General features: G+C 74.2%; 20 protein-coding genes. 8 read left to right on the top strand and 12 right to left on the bottom strand.

Annotated features, from left to right (window positions below):
* Positions 1–126 precede the first annotated feature (126 nt).
* The 7 genes from ACZ7GJ_RS29870 (at position 127) to ACZ7GJ_RS29900 (ending at position 9011) form a co-directional block, all read left to right on the top strand.
* Positions 127–1113 (top strand): ADP-ribosylglycohydrolase family protein, encoded by a 987-nt coding sequence (locus tag ACZ7GJ_RS29870; RefSeq protein ID WP_470756015.1) that lies wholly within the window; start codon positions 127–129, stop codon positions 1111–1113.
* Between the two features lie 488 nt (positions 1114–1601).
* On the top strand, positions 1602–2771 hold the full coding sequence (locus ACZ7GJ_RS29875; RefSeq protein ID WP_470756045.1) for an ADP-ribosylglycohydrolase family protein: 1170 nt from the start codon (positions 1602–1604) through the stop codon (positions 2769–2771).
* A complete protein-coding gene (locus ACZ7GJ_RS29880) occupies positions 2768–3913 on the top strand; it encodes an ADP-ribosylglycohydrolase family protein (protein ID WP_470756016.1) in 1146 nt (381 codons plus the stop codon). Before ACZ7GJ_RS29875 ends, ACZ7GJ_RS29880 begins: the two co-directional genes overlap by 4 nt.
* Before the next feature lie 431 nt (positions 3914–4344).
* Positions 4345–6036: an ADP-ribosylglycohydrolase family protein gene (locus tag ACZ7GJ_RS29885; RefSeq protein WP_470756046.1), complete on the top strand. Its 1692-nt coding sequence runs from the start codon at positions 4345–4347 to the stop codon at positions 6034–6036.
* Positions 6033–6959: a ribokinase gene (gene rbsK / locus ACZ7GJ_RS29890; protein WP_470756017.1), complete on the top strand. Its 927-nt coding sequence runs from the start codon at positions 6033–6035 to the stop codon at positions 6957–6959. The genes ACZ7GJ_RS29885 and rbsK overlap by 4 nt, the downstream gene beginning before the upstream one ends.
* Entirely contained in the window at positions 6956–8191 is a 1236-nt protein-coding gene (locus ACZ7GJ_RS29895; protein WP_470756018.1) for a CaiB/BaiF CoA transferase family protein, read from the top strand. Before rbsK ends, ACZ7GJ_RS29895 begins: the two co-directional genes overlap by 4 nt.
* Positions 8192–8195: 4 nt before the next feature.
* Positions 8196–9011 carry an HpcH/HpaI aldolase/citrate lyase family protein gene (locus tag ACZ7GJ_RS29900; RefSeq protein ID WP_470756019.1) on the top strand — a complete coding sequence of 272 codons (816 nt, stop codon included), beginning with the start codon at positions 8196–8198 and terminating at the stop codon, positions 9009–9011.
* A 34-nt stretch (positions 9012–9045) separates the two neighbouring features.
* On the opposite strand, the gene ACZ7GJ_RS29905 is transcribed toward ACZ7GJ_RS29900, so the two are convergent.
* The 12 genes from ACZ7GJ_RS29905 to hisI form a co-directional block, all read right to left on the bottom strand.
* Positions 9046–10413 (bottom strand): glycosyl hydrolase family 28-related protein, encoded by a 1368-nt coding sequence (locus ACZ7GJ_RS29905; protein WP_470756020.1) that lies wholly within the window; start codon positions 10411–10413, stop codon positions 9046–9048.
* Between the two features lie 129 nt (positions 10414–10542).
* Entirely contained in the window at positions 10543–11571 is a 1029-nt protein-coding gene (gene lgt, locus ACZ7GJ_RS29910; protein ID WP_470756021.1) for a prolipoprotein diacylglyceryl transferase, read from the bottom strand.
* 87 nt (positions 11572–11658) lie between these two features.
* Positions 11659–12597 carry a DsbA family protein gene (locus ACZ7GJ_RS29915; protein WP_470756022.1) on the bottom strand — a complete coding sequence of 313 codons (939 nt, stop codon included), beginning with the start codon at positions 12595–12597 and terminating at the stop codon, positions 11659–11661.
* A gap of 95 nt (positions 12598–12692) precedes the next feature.
* Positions 12693–13508, bottom strand: coding sequence for a tryptophan synthase subunit alpha (gene trpA / locus ACZ7GJ_RS29920; protein WP_470756023.1), 816 nt, complete (start codon positions 13506–13508; stop codon positions 12693–12695).
* Positions 13505–14761 carry a tryptophan synthase subunit beta gene (gene trpB / locus ACZ7GJ_RS29925; protein WP_393818638.1) on the bottom strand — a complete coding sequence of 419 codons (1257 nt, stop codon included), beginning with the start codon at positions 14759–14761 and terminating at the stop codon, positions 13505–13507. Before trpB ends, trpA begins: the two co-directional genes overlap by 4 nt.
* Before the next feature lie 203 nt (positions 14762–14964).
* Positions 14965–15174, bottom strand: coding sequence for a tryptophan biosynthesis modulator TrpM (gene trpM / locus ACZ7GJ_RS29930; RefSeq protein WP_365923850.1), 210 nt, complete (start codon positions 15172–15174; stop codon positions 14965–14967).
* A gap of 9 nt (positions 15175–15183) precedes the next feature.
* A complete protein-coding gene (gene trpC, locus ACZ7GJ_RS29935; protein WP_470756024.1) occupies positions 15184–15993 on the bottom strand; it encodes an indole-3-glycerol phosphate synthase TrpC in 810 nt (269 codons plus the stop codon).
* Between the two features lie 162 nt (positions 15994–16155).
* Positions 16156–16650 (bottom strand): DUF2752 domain-containing protein, encoded by a 495-nt coding sequence (locus tag ACZ7GJ_RS29940; protein ID WP_470756025.1) that lies wholly within the window; start codon positions 16648–16650, stop codon positions 16156–16158.
* A 68-nt stretch (positions 16651–16718) separates the two neighbouring features.
* Positions 16719–16976, bottom strand: a complete 258-nt coding sequence (locus ACZ7GJ_RS29945; RefSeq protein ID WP_470756026.1) for an HGxxPAAW family protein — start codon at positions 16974–16976, stop codon at positions 16719–16721.
* A gap of 227 nt (positions 16977–17203) precedes the next feature.
* The gene (locus ACZ7GJ_RS29950; protein WP_470756027.1) at positions 17204–17896 is read right to left on the bottom strand and encodes a TIGR02234 family membrane protein; all 693 of its coding nucleotides are present in this window, start codon (positions 17894–17896) and stop codon (positions 17204–17206) included.
* Positions 17897–17910: 14 nt separating this feature from the next.
* On the bottom strand, positions 17911–19401 hold the full coding sequence (locus tag ACZ7GJ_RS29955; RefSeq protein WP_470756028.1) for an anthranilate synthase component I: 1491 nt from the start codon (positions 19399–19401) through the stop codon (positions 17911–17913).
* Positions 19402–19421: 20 nt separating this feature from the next.
* Positions 19422–19805 carry a phosphoribosyl-AMP cyclohydrolase gene (gene hisI, locus ACZ7GJ_RS29960; RefSeq protein ID WP_470756029.1) on the bottom strand — a complete coding sequence of 128 codons (384 nt, stop codon included), beginning with the start codon at positions 19803–19805 and terminating at the stop codon, positions 19422–19424.
* 84 nt (positions 19806–19889) lie between these two features.
* Between hisI and ACZ7GJ_RS29965 the strand changes: the two genes are divergently transcribed.
* On the top strand, positions 19890–20522 hold the full coding sequence (locus ACZ7GJ_RS29965) for a TIGR03085 family metal-binding protein (protein ID WP_365923862.1): 633 nt from the start codon (positions 19890–19892) through the stop codon (positions 20520–20522).
* The last annotated feature ends 1 nt before the right edge of the window (position 20523 follow it).

A 20523-nucleotide genomic window follows, 5' to 3' on the forward strand; every position in this document is an offset into this window, starting at 1 on the left:
TTTGCGGGTCGGCGACCGGGTGACGGCAGTGCGGGCGGGGCGTTTTGCAACGGGCGACAAACCGCATGCCGTGGCACAAATCCCCCAAGGGCTCAATATGAGTCCCATCAAGTGGAGAGGCGCGCCATGGAGCTGATTGCATGCAATCCGCAGGTCCTCCTCGAACGGGCCAGGGGCGCTCTTCTGGGACTCGCGGTGGGTGACGCGCTGGGCGCCCCCGCGGAGAACATGAAGCCGTCGGAGATCCGGGCGAAGTGGGGCCGTATCGAGGGCTTCGTGTCGGAGGACCCTGCGGGCACGGACGACACCGAGTACGCGATCTTCTCCGGGCTGCTGCTGGCCCGCCACGGCTCGGCCCTCACGGTCTCGCACGTGGAGCGGGCCTGGCACCACTGGATCGCCGACCTCGACGAGGGGCCGTTCCGCGGGGCCGGCTTCTCCGAGCGGGGCACCCTGGAGAACCTACGGCGCGGGCTCGCGGCCCCGATCTCGGCCCAGCACCGCCACGCCTGGTCGGACGGCCTGGCCATGCGGGCGGCGCCCTTCGGGGTCTTCGCGGCGGGCCGCCCGGCGGAGGCGGCCCGCCTGGTCGCGATCGACGGCTGCGTGAGCCACGACGGCGAGGGCATCTACGGCGGCCAGGCGGTGGCCGCGGGCGTCGCGGCGGCCATGGCCGGCGGCAGCGCGGCCTCGGTGATCTCGGCGGCGCTGTCGGTCATCCCCTCCGACTCCTGGACGGCCCGCTCCCTGCGGCGGGCGGTGACGGCCGCCCCGCGCGGTGAGCGGGCGGTCCGCTCGGCCGTCGTGATCGGCGGCTACCCGTGGACGGACCTGGCCCCCGAGGCCGTCGGCCTCGCCTTCGGGGCGTTCGCCGCGTGCGCCGGCGACTTCCCGGGTTCGGTGCTCATGGCGGTGAACATGGGCCGGGACGCGGACACCACGGCGGCCGTGGCGGGCGCGCTGTCCGGTGCGATGTCCGGCACCTCCGCGATCCCCTCCACCTGGTCCTCGGCGATCGGCCCGGTCCGCGGCAGCTGCCTCCCCTCGATGCGCGGCTACCACGTCCTGGACATCGCGGACCTCCTCACCCCGGAATACGAGACCCCCCGATGACACCCTCCCCGGCCCCCGCCCCTTTCACCCCGGACCCCCTGTCCGACCCGCCGACGGGCGCGGCCCGGCCCGCCACCGCGGCGCCGGCCACCACTGCCCCGTCGGCCGCGCCTGGCCCGGAGTCCGCGGCTTCCGCGGTGGTCGCGGCAGTGCCCGTGTCCGCGGCAGGCGCAGCACGGCCCGCCTGCTCGCCGTCGGCCTCCTCCTCCTCCTCCTCCTCGGCCGAGCCTGGCGCGGTGGTCGCGCTCTCCGCGGTCGTCGCGCCTTCCACTGCGACCGCGTCGGCAGCTGGCGCAGTGGCGCCCGTGTCCCCGTCGGCAGCGCCTCCCGGGGTGGCCGCCGCGCTCGACGGGACACCGGCCGGGCTCGGGCTCGCGGTGGCGGACGCGGCGGTCGGCGTTGAGCGGGTGGCGCGCGGGCGGGCTCGTACCGTCGTCGCGGTCTCCGGTTCGAGCGGGGTCGAGGCGCGGGCCGCGGCGGCCGGCGGGGTGCGCCGGATCGAGGGGCTCCTCCTCGGGCTCGCCGCGGGCGACGCCGCCGGGTGGCCCGCGGCCCGCCACCGCGCCAGCCGGATGCCCGAGTGGACCCGCCGCCTCACCCGCGAGCTCGACACCTTCGCCGAGCAGAACGCGACCACGACCCTGCCCGTACCGATCGCGCTGAACCAGCCCCCGGAGCCGCTGCGCCTCGGCCCCTCCGACGACGCCGAGTGGGCCGCCTTCGCCGCCGAGTCCGTACTGACGGCCGCCGGGGTCCTGCTCAGCGACCTGAGCCGGTCGCGCCGGATGCGCGCCGCCATCGACCTCGCCTGGAACGCCCTGGCGAGCGAGGTGGCGGCCGCGGCCGAGCGGGCCCCCGAGGTCGAGTCGGCGGTACTGCCGCTGCGCGCCCGGATCTCCGTACGGGCCGGGCTCGGCAACCTCGCCACCGGCCTGCGCCCGCCCGCCACCGGCCACGACAACCCGCACTACTTCGACGACGCCGCCTGCATCCGCGCCTGCGTCCTCGCCGTCGTCCACCCCGGCGACCCCGTCGCGGCCGCCGACCTCGCCGAGTTCGACGCCCGCTACACCCAGGACGGCGACGGCGTCCACGGCGCCCGCGCGATGGCCGCCGCCATCGCCACCGCCCTCGGCTGCGGGGACCCCGACCACGCGGTGGACGCCGCCGTCGACGCGGCCCTCGAACAGCTCCCCGCCTCCACCGAGATCGGCCGCAACGCGCGCCACGCCGTCAAACTCGCCCGTACCCATACGGGCGGTGGCGGCGCGTTCGCCATCGTCCCCACCCTGGAACACGAGATCGTGGACCACGTCTACAGCTACGGAATCGCCGCCGCCGAGACCGTCCCGGTCGCCCTCGCCCTCGCAACCGCCGCCCGCGGCAAGGTCGTCGAGGCGGTCCCGGCCGCCGCCTGCCTGTCCCGCGTCGCGGACTCCGCGCCGGCCCTCGCCGGAGCGCTCACCGGCGCGCTCGGCGGCGGCGACTCGATCCCGCCGGCCTGGCGAGACGCGTGCCGGACCCTCTCCGGCTGCGCCCTCCCCCGCCTCGCCGGCACCGATCTCGTCGAACTCGCCGCACTGCTCACGCGTACGGAACTCACTTCACCCAAGTCCCAGCCCCAGAACCAGACCCAAGGAATGATGATTCGGACATGACGCTCACGTTGGAGGACCGGGCCGCAGGCGCCCTCGTCGGAGCCGCCGTCGGCGACGCCCTCGGCGGCCCGGTCGAAGGCTGGACCCCGGAGCAGATCGTGGAACGGCACGGTGGCCGCGTCCACGGCATCGTCGGCCCGTGGCACGAGGACTGGCGTACGGCCAGGCCCATCGCGCCGTACCACAAGGGCGACGGGCACGTCACCGACGACACCCTCATGACGCACGCGCTGGTACGGGTCTACGAGGCCGTCCGGGACCACCTGGACGCGTACGCGGTCGCCGAGCACCTGGTCCCGGACCTGATGTCGACACCGCGCTGGATCCCGGAGCTGGAGGCGCACGCCCTGCCGCTCCAGCGGGTGTTCCTCGCGGAGAAGTGGATCGTCGCGCGGATCCACTACGCCCACGTCGACCCGCGCGAGGCCGGGGACGGCAACATCGTCAACTGCGGCGCGGCGATGTACATGGCGCCGGTCGGCATCGTCAACGCGGGCAATCCCGGCGGGGCGTACGCCGAGGCGCTGGACGTCGCGGGGGCCCACCAGTCCTCGTACGGGCGGGAGGCCGCCGGGGTGTTCGCGGCGGCGGTGGCGGCGGCGTGCGCCCCCGGGGCCACGGCCTCTTCGGTGGTGGACACCGCGCTGTCGCTGGCCAAGGACGGCACCCGCGCCGCCATCGCGGCCGTCTGCGAAGCGGCCCGGCGCCACCGGGACTTCGAGTCGGCGCTCGCCCCCCTGCGGGCGGCGGTGGCCCCGTACGACTCGGTCGGCCCGGACTACCGCGCGCCCTCGCTCGGCGCGCGCCGCCCCTCCCGGCTCCACGCCATCGAGGAACTCCCGGTCGCCCTAGGGATGCTGCTCGTCGCGGACGGGGGGTACGAAGCCTCGGTCCTGGGCGCCGTCAACTACGGGCGGGACTGCGACTCGATCGCCACCATGGCCGGGGCCCTCGCGGGGGCCCTGGGCGGTGAGGCCGTGGTCCCCGCCGGCTGGGCGAAGCAGGTCGCCGAGGCCAGCCGCCTGGACCTGCACGCCCCGGCCGCGTCCCTGGCCGCCGTGGCCCGCGAGGTCTTCACCCGCGACCGCACCCGCCGCCGCGCCCACGAGTCGGCCTTCACCACCCTGACGACCCCCCGATGACCCCCGCCGAAACCCCCGGCCCCGGCCCCGCCGGGGCAGTCGCCCCGCCTACGACCGCCACCCCGTCCCGGGCCGGCAGCCCCACCGACGCCCCCGCCCCCGGCCCCGGCCAGAAGGACGGCTCCGCCAGGGCAACCGGCCCGAGTACGACCGATATCCCGGCCCGGACCGGCAGCCCCACCCTCCCGCCTCACCGATCCGACACCTCCGACTCCAGCCAGGAGGGCAGCCCCGCCAGGGCAACCGACCCGGCTACGACCGCCACCCCGTCCCGAAGCGGGACACCTGCCGGGACAACCGGCCCCACCACAGCACCCCGCCGGGGTACGCCCACTGCCCCGGCCCAGATCGGCAGCCCCGCCGGGGCAACCGGCCCTGGTGCGGGCCCGGTTCGGGGGCTCGGTCCCGGGCCTGCCGACGGCGGCGCCGAACTGATCCGGCTGACCTGGGCCCAGCCGGAGGACCTGGTCGGGCACGAGTTCCGCCAGGCGGCCGAGGACGGGCGGGGGGCAGCCGCCGAGCCGCTGCTGCGCACCTGGCTGGCGGCGGGCGGGCACCCGGCTCCCGAGCGGGCGGGCTCCTCCCCCACCCCCGCCTCCCCGGCGCTGCGCGCCCTGGCGTCCGACCTCCTGACCGCCCTCGCCCAGCTCCCGCTCCCCCAGGCCCCCGCCGAACCGGAGTCCTGGCCGGCCATCACCGCGACCTGGCCCGCACGGGCGGCGGCCGCCGGCACCGACGGCCAGGCCGCGCCGGCCCACCCCGGCCCACCCGGAGCCGAGGCAGCCGCCGGAGGCGGGGCGCTGTCCGAGGCCGGAGCGGCGGCCAGGACCGCAGCAGCGCACGGGCCGGAGGCTGCCGCCAGGACCGGGGCAGCGCCCGCAGCCGGAGCAGCGGCCGGGATGGCAGCAGCGCACGGCGCCGGGTCGGCGAGTAGGACCGCGGCAGCGCCCGGACCCGAGGCAGCCACCGGGCCAACGCACGGGACCGCGGCACCGCACGGGACCGGGGCAGCGGCCAGGACCGGAGCGGTACCGCACGGAGCCGGAGCACCCGCGGCGGCGAGCGGCGGCGGAGGCGGGTTCGTGGGGCGGCTGGAGGCGGCTTGGGTGGGGCGGGCCGTCGGGTGTCTGCTCGGCAAGCCCGTCGAGAAACTGCCGCTCCACGGGATCCGGGCCCTGGCCCGGGCCACCGGGAACTGGCCGCTGAACGACTGGTTCACAGCCAAGGGCGTACCGCCCGAACTGCTCGCCGCCCACCCGTGGAACCGCCGCTCCGCCCCCACCTCACTCGCCGAGAACATCGACGGCATGCCCGAGGACGACGACCTCAACTACCCGCTCCTCGGGCTCCGCCTCCTCCAGCGCCACGGCAAGGGCTTCACCACCGCCGACGTCGGCCGCCTCTGGCTCGACGAACTCCCCGCCGGCCGCACCTTCACCGCCGAACGCGTCGCCTACCGCAACCTCCTCCAGGGGCTGGAACCCCCGGCGACCGCCACCCGCCACAACCCCTTCCGCGAATGGATCGGCGCGCTCATCCGCGCCGACGTGCACGGCTGGACCAACCCCGGCGATCCGGCCGCCGCCGCGGCCCAGGCCTACCGGGACGCCGCCCTGACCCACACCGCCAACGGCGTCTACGCCGCGCTCTTCGTCGCCGCCGCGACCGCCGAGGCCGCCACCGGCCGGGCCGACGTCCACACCGCGCTCCGGGCCGGGCTGGCCGTCGTACCGCCCGGCTCCCGCCTCGCCGAGGCCGTCCGCTTCGGGATCACTGCGGCAGAGCGGGAGACCGACTTCGACCGGGTCGTCGACCGGCTGCACGCCCGCTACGGCCGCCACCACTGGGTCCACGCCCTCCCCAACACCGCCCTGATCGCCGCCGCCCTCACCCACGCGGACGGCGACTTCGGCCGGTCCATCTGCCGTGCCGTGTCCGGTGGTTGGGACACCGACTCCAATGGGGCCACCGCCGGAGCCCTCGCCGCGCTGGTCGTCGGCGAGGTCCCGCACCGCTGGTCCGCGCCCCTGAAGAACCGCCTCGCCACCAGCGTCGCCGGCTTCGACGGCATCGGCTTCGACACCCTCGCCCACCTCACCGCTCAGGAGGCAGCCCGCTCATGACGGCCATCGCCGTGCTCGGCAGTACCAACATGGACCTCGTCGCCTACGTCCCCAAGGCCCCCCGCCTCGGCGAGACGGTGACCGGCCGCGCGTTCCGCACCGTCCCCGGCGGCAAGGGCGCCAACCAGGCCGTCGCCGCCGCCCGCTCCGGCGGGGAGGTGGTGATGATCGGCGCGGTCGGGGCCGACGAGTTCGGCGTACGGCTGCGCTCCGCGCTCGCCGCGGCGGGGGTGGAGACGGCCGCCCTGCGCACCGTCGAGGGCGCCAGCGGCACCGCGCACATCACCGTGGACGACGAGGGCGCCAACAGCATCATCGTCATCCCGGGCGCCAACGCCCACGTCACCGGCCTGGAGGCGGGTGACGAGTCCCGCATCGGCGCCGCCGGCTCCCTCCTCCTCCAGCTCGAACTCCCCCTGTCCGCCGTCCTGGCGGGGGCCCTCGCGGCCCGCGCCCACGGCGTGCGCACGATCCTCACCCCGGCTCCCGCGCAGCCGCTGCCCGCCGAACTCCTCGCCGCCACCGACCTGCTGGTGCCCAACGAGCACGAGGCCGCCGCCCTCACCGGGCTCACCGACCCCCGCCAGGCCGCCGAGGCCCTGCTCAACGACGTGCCCGAGGTGGTCATCACGCTCGGCGCGGCCGGGGTGCTGTACGCCGCCCGCGGGCGGGAGCCGCTCTCCGTGCCCGCGCCGCGGGTCCGGGCCGTGGACACCACCGCCGCCGGGGACACCTTCGTGGGCGCCCTCGCCGTGGCGCTGGGCGAGGGCCGGGCCATGCCCGAGGCCCTGCGCTGGGCCTCGGCGGCCGCCGCGCTCTCGGTCCAGCGCCCCGGCGCCCAGGACTCGATGCCGACCCGCGCCGAGACCGACGCCGCGCTCGCCCCGGCAGGTCACAACCCCGCGCCCGGAGCCGCGTCATGACGCCGATGCCCGACACCGCGCCCAAGTCCGACACCGCGCCCCGAACGCAGGGGCCCCTGCAAGGCCTGCGCGTCCTCGACCTGGCCACCCTCTTCGCCGGGCCCCTCGCCGCCACCCTGCTCGGCGACTTCGGCGCCGAGGTGGTCAAGGTCGAGCACCCCCGCCGCCCCGATCCCTCCCGCGGCCACGGCCCCGCCAAGGACGGCATCGGGCTCTGGTGGAAGCTCCTCGGGCGGAACAAGCGGACGATGACCCTCGATCTCTCCACCCCGGGCGGCCGGGACACCCTGCTGCGCCTCGCCGCCACCGCCGACGTGATCGTCGAGAACTTCCGGCCCGGCACCCTGGAGCGCTGGGGACTGGGCTGGCCCGAGCTGTCCGCCGCCAATCCCCGGCTGATCCTGACCCGCGTCACCGCGTTCGGCCAGGAGGGCCCGTACGCCCACCGCCCGGGCTTCGGCACCCTCGCGGAGGCGATGAGCGGGTTCGCCGCGATCACCGGCGAGCCCGACGGGCCGCCGACGCTGCCGCCGTTCGGGCTCGCGGACTCGATCGCCGCGCTGACCACCGCGTACGCCGTGATGACGGCGCTGGCCGGCCGCGACCGCACCGGGCAGGGGCAGGTCGTGGACCTGGCGATCATCGAGCCGATCCTGACGGTGCTCGGCCCGCACCCGCTCTGGTACGACCAGCTCGGCTACGTCCAGCCGCGCACCGGCAACCGCTCCACCAACAACGCCCCCCGCAACACCTACCGCAGCGCGGACGGCCGCTGGCTGGCGGTGTCCACCTCCGCCCAGTCCATCGCCGAGCGCGTCGTACGGCTGGTCGGCCGGCCGGAGCTGACCGCCGAGCCGTGGTTCGCGACCGGCTCCGGGCGCGCGGCCCACGCGCACGTGCTCGACGAGGCGGTCGGCGGCTGGATCGCCCGCCACAAGGCCGAGGAGGTCGTGGCCGCCTTCGAGGAGGCCCAGGCCGCGGTCGCGCAGGTCTACGACGTACGGGACGTCATGGCCGATCCGCAGTACGCGGCCCTGGACACGGTCACGGAGGTCGAGGACCCGGAACTCGGCCCGATCCGGATGCAGAACATCCTCTTCCGCCTCTCCGAGACCCCCGGCGGCATCCGCTGGGCCGGGCGCCCGCACGGCGCCGACACCGACGCCGTCCTCGACGAACTCGGCCTGAGCCCGGCCGAGATCAGCGCTCTCCGCAGTGAAGGGGCCCTGTGATCCTGTGATCCTGACCTGGCTCTACGTACCCGGCGACCGCCCCGAGGTGGTCGTCAAGGCCCTGCGCTCCGGCGCCGACGCCGTCATCGTGGACCTGGAGGACGCGGTGTCGGCCTCCCGCAAGGAGTACGCCCGCGCCGCCACCGCCGAACTGCTCACCGGACGCCACCAGGTGCCCGTCCACGTCCGGGTCAACGCCCTGGAGTCCCCCTGGGCCGGCGCCGACCTCACCGCCCTCAGCGGCCTGCGGGGCCTGGCCGGACTGCGCCTGCCCAAGATCTCCGCACCCGGGCAGATCTCCCGCGTCGCCGAACGCACCGGCGGGGTGGCCCTGTACGCCCTGCTGGAGTCCGCGCTGGGCGTGGAGCGCGCGTACGAGATCGGCCGCGCGCACCCCGCCCTGCGCGGGCTCTCCCTCGGGGAGGCCGATCTACGGGCCGACCTCGGGGTCAGCGCCGAGGCGGGGCTGGACTGGCCGCGCTCGCGCGTGGTGCTGGCGGCCCGCGCGGCGGGGCTGGCGCCTCCGGCCCAGTCGGTGTTCCCCGACATCCGGGACCTGGAGGCGCTGGCCGTCTCCTGCGCGCGCGGCCGGGCCCTCGGGTTCCTCGGCCGCTCGGCGATCCACCCGCGCCAGCTCCCGGTGATCGAACGGGCGTACCTGCCGGGTCCGGAGGAGGTCACCGCCGCCGAGGAGATCGTCACGGCCGCCCGGGCCACGCCGGGGGCGCTGGCGCTGCCCGACGGCCGGTTCGTGGACCCGGCCGTCGTGGCGGCGGCGCACCGCACCCTGACGCTGTCCCGGCGCACCGACCGGGGGTGAAGGGGGGTGACCGGCGGCCGGGGCGGCCGCCGGGTCAGCTGTTCAGGGCCGACCAGAGCCACTGGCCGCCGACCCGTACGTACAGCCGCTTGTTGACCGAGTCCACGGCCATGGTGCCGTCCAGCGGCTGGCGGGTGAAGGAGGCGTCGTTGACCGGGCCGGGGACCAGCCGCAGCGGCGGGTTCGGGGCGTTCTTGACCGGGATCGTGCCGGTCGCCTGGGCGCCGCTGCTGCCGTAGCTGTTCTCCACCCGGAAGTCGCCGGTGGACGACTGCTCGTAGTAGATGTGGGTGCCGGTCGGCGCGGTGCCGTAGAGCCCGACGACGTTGCGCAGCACCGCGGTCGAGCCGGGACCCGAGTAGAGGGCCACCCCCGCGTTGACCGTGGCCCTGCCCGCCTTGTTGGCGATGACCACGTTCTCCAGGGCGCTGGAACTCGCCGCCCAGCTGATGATGTTGCGCGCGGTGGCCGGGGTGCCGGCCGCGAAGTCGCCGGCGAAGCAGTAGATGTTCGTCGCGTAGACGTGCGTGCAGCCGGCGTCGGTCTTCAGGTGCGGGCCGCCCTGCATGCGGGAGGTCTCGAACTTGCAGTCCGTGATGTAGATGCCGTTGGGGTTGTTGGAGGTGACGGCGCCCTGGCCCACCCACAGCGCGCCGGTGCCGAAGGCCTCGATGCGGCAGCCGATGAAGTGGATCTGGTTGATGTTGTCCTGGCTGTGCCCCCAGGCGCCGGCGGTGGCGGAGGAGGCGTTGCGCAGCCAGATGTTGGGCTGGGTGGTGCTGCCGGTGGTGCCGGTGCTGTCCTCGATGACGAGGTTGTAGAAGCGGGAGTCCCAGAACTCGACGGCGTCGATGCACATGTCGTTGTTGGAGGACATGAAGACGTCGCGGAAGTAGGAGTTGTTGTTGTAGTAGAGCTCCAGGAGCAGGCCGGTCTTGCGGTTGCCGTTGAAGCCGAGGTTCTCCACGGCGCAGTAGCGGCGGTGGGTGGAGCCCGTGGAGCCGGATGTGCCCGTGCCGGACATCCGCAGCAGGATGCCGTCGCCGCCCTTGATCAGGGTGGACGCCTTGGCGCCCGCTCCGGCGAGACGGATGCCGTCGCCCTTGACGGCCAGGGCCGGCTGCCCGGGGGTGGGCTTGACCAGGTACTTCCCGACGGGGAAGTGGACCGTGCCGCCGCCGGCGGCGGCCGCCGCGTCGAGCGCCGCCTGGATCGCGGGGGCGTCGTCGGCCGAGCCGTCGCCGACCGCCCCGTACGCCTTCACGTCGAACCGGTCGGGCGTGCCCTCGGCCGTCGTCGCCGCGGCGGCCGGGCCGGTGCCCAGTACGGCGGCCCCCGCGGCCAGTCCGGCCACGGCCCCGGTGAGCAGTGCCCGGCGTGCGGTCTTCGGCTGTTCGTTCATGGTCTCCCCCTCGACGGTGCGATCAACGAACATGATCATGCCAGGGGGCTGCGACGGTTCCCCCCGGGCCCGCGCCCATGACGAAGGGGGGCGCCGCGTCACACGCGGCGCCCCCCTCCGGTTCGGTCGTCAGCGCTTCTCGGCCTCCGCCGCCTGGCCTTCGCCCGGCTCCGCCTTGCTCAGGTCGGTCTTGCTCAGATCGGCCTTTACGGCGCTCTGCGGCTGGGCCGCTTCCTCAGCCTCGGCCTCGTCGGCAGTGGCGTCGTCGTCCTTCGGCTCCGCCGAGGCATCGGCGTCGACAGCCGCATCGGCCGGAGCCGCGCCGTCCGCCGCCGGAGCGTCGGCGGCATCGGGCTCGACGACCTCCTCGCGGCCCGGCCGCAGCTTCGCGGACAGCACGAAGTAGGTGACGGCGAGCACGAACACCAGGATCGAGGTCCAGACGTTCAGCCGCAGGCCCAGGATGTGGTGGGCCTCGTCGACCCGCATGTACTCGATCCAGCCGCGGCCGACGCAGTACGCGGCCACGTACAGGGCGAACGCCCGCCCGTGCCCGAGCTTGAAGCGGCGGTCGGCCCAGATGACGAGCGCGGCGACGCCGATGCACCACAGCGACTCGTAGAGGAAGGTCGGGTGGTAGGTCCCGGCGACCCGGTTCGGGCCCTCGGAGATCTCCACCGCCCACGGCAGGTCGGTGGCGCGGCCGTACAGCTCCTGGTTGAACCAGTTGCCCCAGCGTCCGCAGGCCTGGGCCAGCGCGATCCCGGGGGCGAGGGCGTCCGCCCAGGCCGGCAGCGGGATGCCGCGCAGGCGGCAGCCGATCCAGGCGCCCACCGCGCCGAGCGCGATGGCGCCCCAGATGCCGAGGCCGCCCTGCCAGATCTTGAAGGCGTCGACCCAGTCGCGGCCCTCGCCGAAGTAGAGCTGGTAATCGGTGATCACGTGGTAGAGGCGACCGCCGACCAGGCCGAACGGAACCGCCCACACGGCGATGTCCGCGACCGTGCCCGGCTTTCCGCCGCGGGCGACCCAGCGCTTGTTGCCGAGCCAGACGGCGACGAAGACGCCGATGATGATGCAGAACGCGTAGCCGCGCAGCGGGATCGGTCCGAGATGGATCACGCCGGTGGACGGACTGGGAATGAAGGCAAGGTTCATGGCAGACCCGACGCTACCCTGCCGGGCGGCAGGGACCGCAACCCGCCCGGCAAGCTGCTGCTGAATCGAGACTGGGCCGGACCCGGCCTACTCCTGCGAAGTCCCCCTGGGGGTGGGCTTGGCACCCGCCTTCGACCGGGAGGACGCCGATGCCGAGGGCGATGCGGAGGCCGATGCCGACGCCGCCGCGCCCGACGCGGAGGCCTTCGGGGTGGCCGCCCCGCCGCCGGTGCCCTTCGCCGCCGCCTCCACCTTCTCCTTGAGCTTCTGCGGGGTCAGCGGGTCGGCCTGGTCGGCGAAGATGTCCTTGCCGTCGAGCTGCACGGTCGGTGTGCCGCGGAACTTCCCGGCGCGGAAGGCCTCGTGCGACTTCTTCACCCAGGCGTCGTGCTTGCCGTCCTCGACGCACGAGCGGAACTCGGCGGTGTCGAGCCCCTCCACCTTGCCCGCGAGCTCCAGCAGCTTCGCGTTCTTCCCGAACGCGTCGTTGATCTCCTCCGGCTGGTTCTGGAAGAGCACGTCGTGGTACGCCGGGAACTTGCCCGCGTCCTGCGCGCAGGCGGCCGCATTGGCGCTCTTGAGCGATCCGCTGCCGCCCATGTTCCCGTCGATCAGGGTCACCAGGTGGTAGTCGACCTTGAGCAGGCCCTTGGCCTCCAGCTCCTGGGTGACGGCCCGGTAGTTGTCCTCGAAGGCCTTGCAGGCGGGACAGCGGAAGTCCTCCCATACGGTGAGGGTGGACTTGGCCTCGTCCTTGCCCGCCCGGATGGCGAGGGCGTCCTTGCCGGTGGCCCCCGAGGGCGCCACCACCGGGCCGCCCTTGGCCGAAGATCCGTCCTTGCCGGTGTTGGCCGCGATCAGGCCGACGACGGCCGCCAGGCCGAGTACGCCGACCACCGCCGCCGACACGACGAGGGTCCGCCGGCGCTTGTCCCGGGCCTTCTGCCGCTCGCGCTCCACGAGGAGTCGCTCCCTGGCCGATCGTTTCGTCGCATCGCGGTTCGCACCGTCGTTCTTCTCGCTCACGCCCGGCCAAACGAAGCGGGGAGGCACTCGCGTGCCTCCCCGCTCCCACTTCCACCCGATCGGGCTACAGAACCCTCATCGGGACCCGCCCGGCGTCAGGACCTGCGTACGCCTTCCGCAAGCTCGCCCGCCAGAGCCTGTACGGCGGCCAGCCCGGCCGGCTGGTCCGGCGCGTCCAGCAGCAGCTTCACGAAGGCCGAGCCGACGATGACGCCGTCGGCGAAGCCCGCGACCTCCTTGGCCTGGACGGCGTTGGAGACGCCGAGGCCGACGCAGACCGGCAGTTCGGTGGTGGTGCGGGTGCGGCGCACCAGCTCCTGGGCCTCGTTGCCGACCGATTCGCGGGTGCCGGTGACGCCCATCAGCGAGGCGGCGTAGACGAAGCCCGAGCCGGCGGCCGTGATGGTGGCCAGCCGCTCGTCCTTGCTGCTGGGGGCCACGACGAAGACGGTCGCCAGACCGTGCTTCTGCGCGTGCTCGCGCCACAGCGCGGACTCCTGGACCGGCAGGTCGGGCAGGATGCAGCCCGCGCCGCCGGCCGCGGCGAGCTCTGCCGTGAACCGCTCGACGCCGTAGCGGTCGATGGGGTTCCAGTACGTCATCACCAGGATCGGGGCGCCGGTCGCCTCGTGCGCCTCGCGCACGGTGCGGATCACGTCGGCGATCTTGACGCCGCCGCGCAGGGCGATGTCGTCGGCGGTCTGGATGATCGCGCCGTCCAGCACGGGGTCGCTGTGCGGGAGGCCGACCTCGACCACGTCCGCACCGCCCGCGATGACGGCCTTGACGGCCTCGATGGCCCCGTCCACGGTCGGGAAGCCGGCCGGGAGGTAGGCGACGAGGGCCGCGCGGTTCTCGGCCTTGGCCTTGGCGAGCGTGGTGCTCAGCAGCTCGATGTTGCCCGTGCTCACTTCGACTCCCCCTCGGCAGCGCCGTCGTACAGCCCGAAGTAGCGGGCGGCCGTGTCCATGTCCTTGTCACCGCGGCCGGACAGGTTGACCACGATCAGGCCGTCCTTGCCCAGTTCCTTGCCCAGGTCGAGGGCGCCCGCCAGGGCGTGCGCGGACTCGATCGCCGGGATGATGCCCTCGGTGCGCGAGAGCAGGCGCAGGGCCTGCATCGCCTGGTCGTCGGTGACCGCGCGGTACTCGCCGCGGCCGGAGTCCTTGAGGTAGGAGTGCTCCGGGCCGATGCCCGGGTAGTCCAGACCGGCCGAGATCGAGTAGGGCTCGGTGATCTGGCCCTCCTCGTCCTGGAGGACGTAGCTGCGGGAGCCGTGCAGGATCCCGGGCTCGCCCGCGGTCAGGGTGGCCGCGTGCTCGCCGCTCTCGACGCCGTGCCCGGCGGGCTCGAAGCCGACCAGGCGGACGCCGGCGTCCGGGATGAAGGCGTGGAAGAGGCCGATGGCGTTGGAGCCGCCGCCGACGCAGGCCGCGACGGCGTCGGGCAGCCGGCCCGTGCGCTCCAGGATCTGGCGGCGGGCCTCGACGCCGATGACCCGGTGGAAGTCGCGGACCATGGCCGGGAAGGGGTGCGGGCCGGCGACCGTGCCGAAGAGGTAGTGGGTGCGGTCCACGTTGGCGACCCAGTCCCGGAACGCCTCGTTGATGGCGTCCTTGAGGGTGCGGGAGCCGGACTTCACCGCGATGACCTCGGCGCCGAGCATCCGCATGCGGGCGACGTTCAGCGCCTGGCGCTGGGTGTCGATCTCGCCCATGTAGACGGTGCATTCGAGGCCGAAGAGGGCGCAGGCGGTGGCCGTGGCCACGCCGTGCTGGCCGGCGCCGGTCTCGGCGATGACGCGGGTCTTGCCCATGCGCTTGGTGAGCAGCGCCTGGCCCAGCACGTTGTTGATCTTGTGCGAGCCGGTGTGGTTCAGGTCCTCGCGCTTGAGGAAGATCCGCGCACCGCCGGCGTGCTCGGCGAAGCGGGGCACCTCGGTGAGGGAGCTGGGGCGGCCGGTGTAGTTGACCATCAGGTCGTTGAGCTCGGCCGCGAAGGCCGGGTCGCCCTTGGCCTTCTCGTACTCGACGGCGACCTCGTCCACGGCGGCGACGAGCGCCTCCGGGATGAACTTGCCGCCGAAGTCGCCGAAGTAACCCTCGGCGTTGGGAACGTGACCCTCCGGGTCCGGAATGAAGAACTCGCTCGTGGTGCTGGACATGCCCAGTGCTCCTACGGATTGCGGCGCGGGTGGTTTCACCGTATTGCGCCGCCCGCCCGTCGCGCGCACACCCCGCTGGGGCATGCCGTGCGTACGGTACGGAGCGTCCCGCCCCGGAGCCGGTCGGCTCGGGCGGCAGGACGTACGGGGACACCCGCGGCCGCGGTGCGGCTACACCGGCTGCACCGGGCGGGCGGTCCTCGTTACGGCGCGACTGCGCCGCGCCATCGCATGCCGTTGACCTGACCGGGCTCGGAGCCGATCACGTACCGGACCCGCCGCCCGTGCACGCGCCGGGCCGGGGCGCGGCAGCCGCGAGGGCGGCAGCCGCGCGCCAGGGGCGCGTGCGCCGTCGGCACGCCGGCCGGGCCGGAGCCCGGTCGGGTGCGGACGGAGGGGCGGTTGGGGGCCATGGGTACGGGTCAGCTCCGCCCGTGGCGCAGGGCGGGGTGGGCGCCGGCGGCGACGAGGTCGGCCACGGCCGCCTTCGGGTCGCGGCCGGTCACCAGGGACTCCCCCACGAGGACGGCGTCGGCGCCCTCGTTGGCGTAGGCGATCAGGTCGTGCGGCCCGCGGATGCCGGACTCGGCAACCTTGACGATGTGGGCCGGGATCTCGCCGACGACGCGCTCGAAGGTGGAGCGGTCGACCTTGAGGTCCTTGAGGTTGCGGGCGTTCACGCCGATGATCTTGGCACCGGCGGCGACCGCGCGCTCGATCTCCTCCTCGTCGTGGACCTCGACGAGCGGGGTGAGACCGATGGACTCGGCCCGCTCGATGAGGGAGACGAGGGCCTCCTGCTCCAGGGCCGCGACGATCAGCAGCACGAGGTCGGCGCCGTAGGCGCGGGCCTCCCACAGCTGGTACGCCGTGACGATGAAGTCCTTGCGCAGGATCGGGATGTCCACGCGGGCGCGGACGGCCTCCAGGTCGGCGAGCGAGCCGCCGAAGCGGCGCTGCTCGGTGAGGACGGAGATGACCGCCGCACCGCCCGCCTCGTAGTCGGCGGCGAGCCCTGCCGGATCGGCGATGGCTGCCAGCGCGCCCTTGGACGGGCTGGAGCGCTTGACCTCGCAGATCACCTTGACGCCGTCGCCGCGCAGGGCCGCGACGCCGTCCTTGGCCTGGGGCGCCTTGGCGGCACGCTCCTTGAGCTCGTCGAGGCCGACGCGAGCCTGCCGTTCGGCAAGGTCTTCGCGGACCCCTTCGATGATCTCGTCGAGCACACTCACGCGAGCGGCCCCCTTCCGGGTCGATGACGGTCGGCCGCCTTGCAGACACGTACAACTGCAAGGTCAGCAATTCAAATGGTATCCGCAGGACGCCTTGCCCTCCGCACGCGGTTGACGGCGTCCCATTAAGTGGACATTCGGAATCTGCACTTCATCTATACCTCAGGGGGCCAGTGCCGAGCCGAAGGGCAGGTTCCGGACAACCGAGAAGGCCAGGGCCAGGGTGCCGATGGCCCACCAGTGCATTGGTTTCAGGGCGAACCGTGCGGAAGGGCCGCCCCGAGCGGCGCGAACCAGCCACAGGGCCATGAAGCCGGCGAAGACGAAATAGCCCAGGACCGCCATGGCATTCGCCCCGAAAGCGGTGACGAGATCGCCGTGGGCGAACGCGTGCGCACTGCGCAGTCCGCCGCAGCCGGGACAGAGAATTCCGGTGAGCCTGAACAGCGGGCAGACCGGATAGTGGCCCGGCTCGTTGGGGTCCACGGTGCCCACGTACGCGAGCGCCGCGGCGGCCGCGGCCAGCGTGAGCGCCGGGGCGGCCAGCCGCCGGGCCCGGGAGGGGTCCGGTGCGGGGGCCGGTACGGGGGCCGGTGCCGGGGGCGGCACCGTGTCGGAGGTGCGGGAGGCGTCCACCTGCTGATTCTCTCCGGTCATGACAAAAGGCGCAGCCCGACGGGGCCACGCCTTTCGAAGCCGACGGTTCGGTGGCCGGCGCTGCCTGCTCAGACCTTGGCCGGGACCTTGGCGGCGTTGGCGGCGATGACCTCGGCGAGGTCGTGGTGGGTCGCCTTCGGCGCGCCCATGCCCGCGGCCCTCATCGCCATGCCCACGACACCGCCGATCGCGACGACGACGAGGCCGGCCCAGAAGCCGTACGGGTTCGCCAGCACCATGAAGGCGCCGGAGACGCAGAAACCGATGAAGGCGATGATGACACCGGTCCAGGCGGCCGGGGTGTGTCCGTGGCTAGTGCCCGCCATGAGTTGCTCCTCGTTGGTCTGGGTTGCTCTGTCGAACGCCGCACGTGCTGTGCCGAACGCTCGGTGGTCATTGTCCCGCACCGGGACGGGTCCGCGTCCAGCGGGTCGGTCCGGACGGGGTGCGGGCCCTGCCGGGACCCCGCCGGGGCCCTGCCGGGACCCCGCCGGGGCCCTGCCGGGACCCCGCCGGGGCGCTGCCGGGACCCCGCCGGGGCGCGCTCGCGCCCCTAGCGGGTCGGGTCCTCGCCGCGGTCCAGGGCCTTCCACAGGTCCTCGGGCCGGTCCGGGTCCACCGCCCCGGCCTTGCGGATGCGCGGGCTGCCGTCACGCTCGTAACGGCCGCCCATGGCCGGCCAGCCCCGCCCGTAGCGCAGGGCCAGCAGCCCCGCCAGCAGGATCAGGGCCGCGCCGGCGGCCGTGACGTAGGGCCACGCCGTGTGCGTCAGCCCGGCCACGTGCGCCGCGGTGTCCGCGGCCGTACGGGCGGCCTCCGCGTCCAGCGCCCGGCGCCCGTCGGCGTTGAAGACGGCGGCCAGGGCCGCGCCCAGGCCGCTCAGCGCGAGCAGCCCTGACACCAGCAGCCGGCTCTTGCCGCGTACGGCGAACACGGCGACCAGGGCCGCCAGGCCCACGATCGCCAGAGCCGCGGGGAGGCCGGTGACGGCCCGCCCGTCCGCGGTCAGCGGCAGCGAGCCGTCGCCGAGGGCGGCGGTGCCCCGGGCCCAGACGCGCCCGGAGGCGAGCAGGACCACGGTGGCGCCGAGCGTGCCGAGCAGCAGGGCCACGGCCACGCTGCGGCGGCTGCTGCGGCTGGCCGCGGTGTCGGGGTCCGCGGCGGTGTCGGCGTCGATGTCGGGGCCCTCGGCGGACTCGGAGGCGGCATCGTTTCGGGGCGGGGGTACGGCACTCACGTACCCCACTATCCCCTACGCCCTCAGCGCCTGTGGAGGCGGTTCGCCGCTCCCACCGCGCGGAGCACGGCGGCCGCCTTGTTGCGGCACTCGTTGTCCTCCAGCTCGGGCACCGAGTCCGCGACGACGCCCGCGCCGGCCTGGACGTACGCCGTGCCGTCGCGCAGCAGCGCCGTACGGATGGCGATGGCGGTGTCGGAGTCCCCGGCGAAGTCGAGGTAGCCGACGCAGCCGCCGTACAGGCCGCGGCGGGAGGGTTCGAGCTCCTCGATGATCTGCATGGCGCGCGGCTTGGGCGCGCCGGACAGGGTGCCGGCCGGGAAGCAGGCGGTGAGCACGTCGAAGGCGGTCCGGCCCTCGGCGACGCGGCCCGTCACGGTCGAGACGATGTGCATGACGTGCGAGTACCGCTCGATGGTCATGAAGTCGACGACCTCGACGGAGCCCGGCTCGCAGACCCGGCCGAGGTCGTTGCGGCCCAGGTCGACGAGCATGAGGTGCTCGGCGCGCTCCTTGGGGTCGGCCAGCAGCTCCTGCGCGAGCTCGTGGTCCTCCTGCGGGGTCGCGCCGCGGTGCCGGGTGCCGGCGATCGGGTGCACCATGGCGTGGCCGTCCTCGACCTTGACCAGGGCCTCGGGGCTGGACCCGACCACGTCGAAGCCGTTCTCGAAGCGGAACAAGTACATGTACGGGGACGGGTTCGTGGCCCGCAGCACCCGGTAGACGTCCAGCGCGGAGGCGTGGCAGGGGGTCTCGAACCGCTGCGAGGGCACCACCTGGAAGGCCTCGCCGGCCCGGATCCGCTCCTTGATGTCCTCGACGGCGGCCTGGTACTGCTCGCCGCCCCACAGCGCGTCGAAGGGCGGCAGCGCCGATTCCGGCAGCGGGGCCGGGGTGTAGGGCGCGGGCCGCGCGAGGTCGGCCTCCATGGCGTCGAGCCGCGCGACGGCATCGGCGTAGGCCTCGTCCACGCCCGTGTCGAGGTCGTTGTGGTTGATGGCGTTGGCGATGAGCAGGACCGTGCCGTCCCAGTGGTCCAGGACCGCCAGGTCGGAGGTGAGCAGCATGGTCAGCTCGGGCAGCTTGAGGTCGTCCGTGCCGTGCTCGCCGATGCGCTCCAGGCGGCGCACGATGTCGTAGCCGAGGTAGCCGACCATGCCGCCGGTGAAGGGCGGCATGCCGGAGGCGAGGTCGCGGGGGGTGTGCAGGGCCTCGACGGTCTGCCGCAGGGCCTCCAGCGGGTCGCCGTCGGTCGGGACCCCGGTGGGCGGGGTGCCGATCCAGTGGGCCTGGCCGTCCTGGACGGTCAGGGTCGAGTCGCTCCGCACGCCGACGAAGGAGTAGCGCGACCAGGACCGGCCGTTCTCGGCGGACTCCAGCAGAAACGTCCCCGGACGTTCGGCGGCCAGCTTCCGGTAGAGCCCGACGGGGGTGTCCCCGTCGGCCAGCAGCTTGCGGCTCACGGGGATGACGCGGCGGTCGGCCGCGAGCTTGCGGAACGTGTCGAGATCCATCGGGTGGGACCTTTCCTTACCTATTCGGCGGCCTGGCCGGAAGCGTCGGCCAGGGGCAGGACATCGGCATCGAAGCAAGTGCGGGCACCGGTGTGACAGGCCGCCCCGACCTGGTCCACCTTGACGAGCAGGGTGTCGGCGTCGCAGTCGAGGGCGACGGACTTCACGTGCTGGAAGTGGCCGGAAGTGTCCCCCTTCACCCAGTACTCACTGCGGCTGCGCGACCAGTACGTGCAGCGTCCGGTGGTCAGGGTGCGGTGCAGGGCCTCGTCGTCCATCCAGCCGAGCATGAGCACCTCGCCGGTGTCGTACTGCTGGGCGATGGCCGGTACCAGACCGTCCGCGGAGCGCTTGAGGCGCGCGGCGATGGCGGGGTCGAGGGAAGACGTACTCATGGGTGCCATTGTGCCGCGAGAAGGCCGCGGTTACGGATCACTGTCCGCCTGATGAGCAGGCACGGGGCGGGTTCCGGCCGTAGGCTGGCCCGCATGTCTACCCATGCGAAGCGTGAACGACTGCTGTTGGCCGACCTGTTGGAAGCGGCCGGTCCGGAGGCTCCGACGCTGTGCGACGGCTGGAGCGCGCGGGAGCTGGCGGCGCACGTGGTCGTCCGGGAGCGCCGGCCGGACGCGGCGGGCGGTCTGCTGCTGAACGTGCTGAAGGGCCGTCTGGACGCGGCGATGGCCGAGTACACGGCCAAGCCGTACGAGGAGCTCATCCAGCTGATCCGCACCGGCCCGCCGAAGCTCTCGGTGTACGCGCTGAAGCAGATCGACGAGGCGGCGAACGCGGTGGAGTTCTACGTGCACGCGGAGGACGTGCGCCGTGCGCAGCCGGACTGGTCGCCGCGGGCGCTGGACCCGGTGTTCTCGGACGCGCTGTGGTCCCGGCTGGAGAAGCTGGCCCGTCTGACGGGCCGCCGCTCGCCGGTGGGCCTGGTGCTGCGCCGCCCCAACGGCCAGACGGCGGTGGCGCACAAGGGTGCGCCGGTGGTGACGGTGACGGGCGAGCCGGGCGAGCTGACGCTGTTCTGCTTCGGCCGCCAGGACGCCGCCGCGGTGGAGCTCGACGGCGAGAAGTCGGCGGTGGCCGCGCTGACGACGGCCAAGCTCGGCATCTGAC

It is taken from the genome of Streptomyces sp. NPDC037242, assembly GCF_055604165.1.

Bases quoted from the DNA above. Each gene is read 5' to 3' on its own strand.
- ACZ7GJ_RS29870 (WP_470756015.1), top strand. From the start codon at position 127: ATGGAGCTGATTGCATGCAATCCGCAGGTCCTCCTCGAACGGGCCAGG.
- ACZ7GJ_RS29880 (WP_470756016.1), top strand. From the start codon at position 2,768: ATGACGCTCACGTTGGAGGACCGGGCCGCAGGCGCCCTCGTCGGAGCC.
- rbsK (WP_470756017.1), top strand. From the start codon at position 6,033: ATGACGGCCATCGCCGTGCTCGGCAGTACCAACATGGACCTCGTCGCC.
- ACZ7GJ_RS29895 (WP_470756018.1), top strand. From the start codon at position 6,956: ATGACGCCGATGCCCGACACCGCGCCCAAGTCCGACACCGCGCCCCGA.
- ACZ7GJ_RS29905 (WP_470756020.1), bottom strand. From the start codon at position 10,413: ATGAACGAACAGCCGAAGACCGCACGCCGGGCACTGCTCACCGGGGCC.
- lgt (WP_470756021.1), bottom strand. From the start codon at position 11,571: ATGAACCTTGCCTTCATTCCCAGTCCGTCCACCGGCGTGATCCATCTC.
- trpB (WP_393818638.1), bottom strand. From the start codon at position 14,761: ATGTCCAGCACCACGAGCGAGTTCTTCATTCCGGACCCGGAGGGTCAC.
- trpM (WP_365923850.1), bottom strand. From the start codon at position 15,174: ATGGCCCCCAACCGCCCCTCCGTCCGCACCCGACCGGGCTCCGGCCCG.
- ACZ7GJ_RS29940 (WP_470756025.1), bottom strand. From the start codon at position 16,650: ATGACCGGAGAGAATCAGCAGGTGGACGCCTCCCGCACCTCCGACACG.
- ACZ7GJ_RS29945 (WP_470756026.1), bottom strand. From the start codon at position 16,976: ATGGCGGGCACTAGCCACGGACACACCCCGGCCGCCTGGACCGGTGTC.
- ACZ7GJ_RS29955 (WP_470756028.1), bottom strand. From the start codon at position 19,401: ATGGATCTCGACACGTTCCGCAAGCTCGCGGCCGACCGCCGCGTCATC.
- hisI (WP_470756029.1), bottom strand. From the start codon at position 19,805: ATGGCACCCATGAGTACGTCTTCCCTCGACCCCGCCATCGCCGCGCGC.
- ACZ7GJ_RS29965 (WP_365923862.1), top strand. From the start codon at position 19,890: ATGTCTACCCATGCGAAGCGTGAACGACTGCTGTTGGCCGACCTGTTG.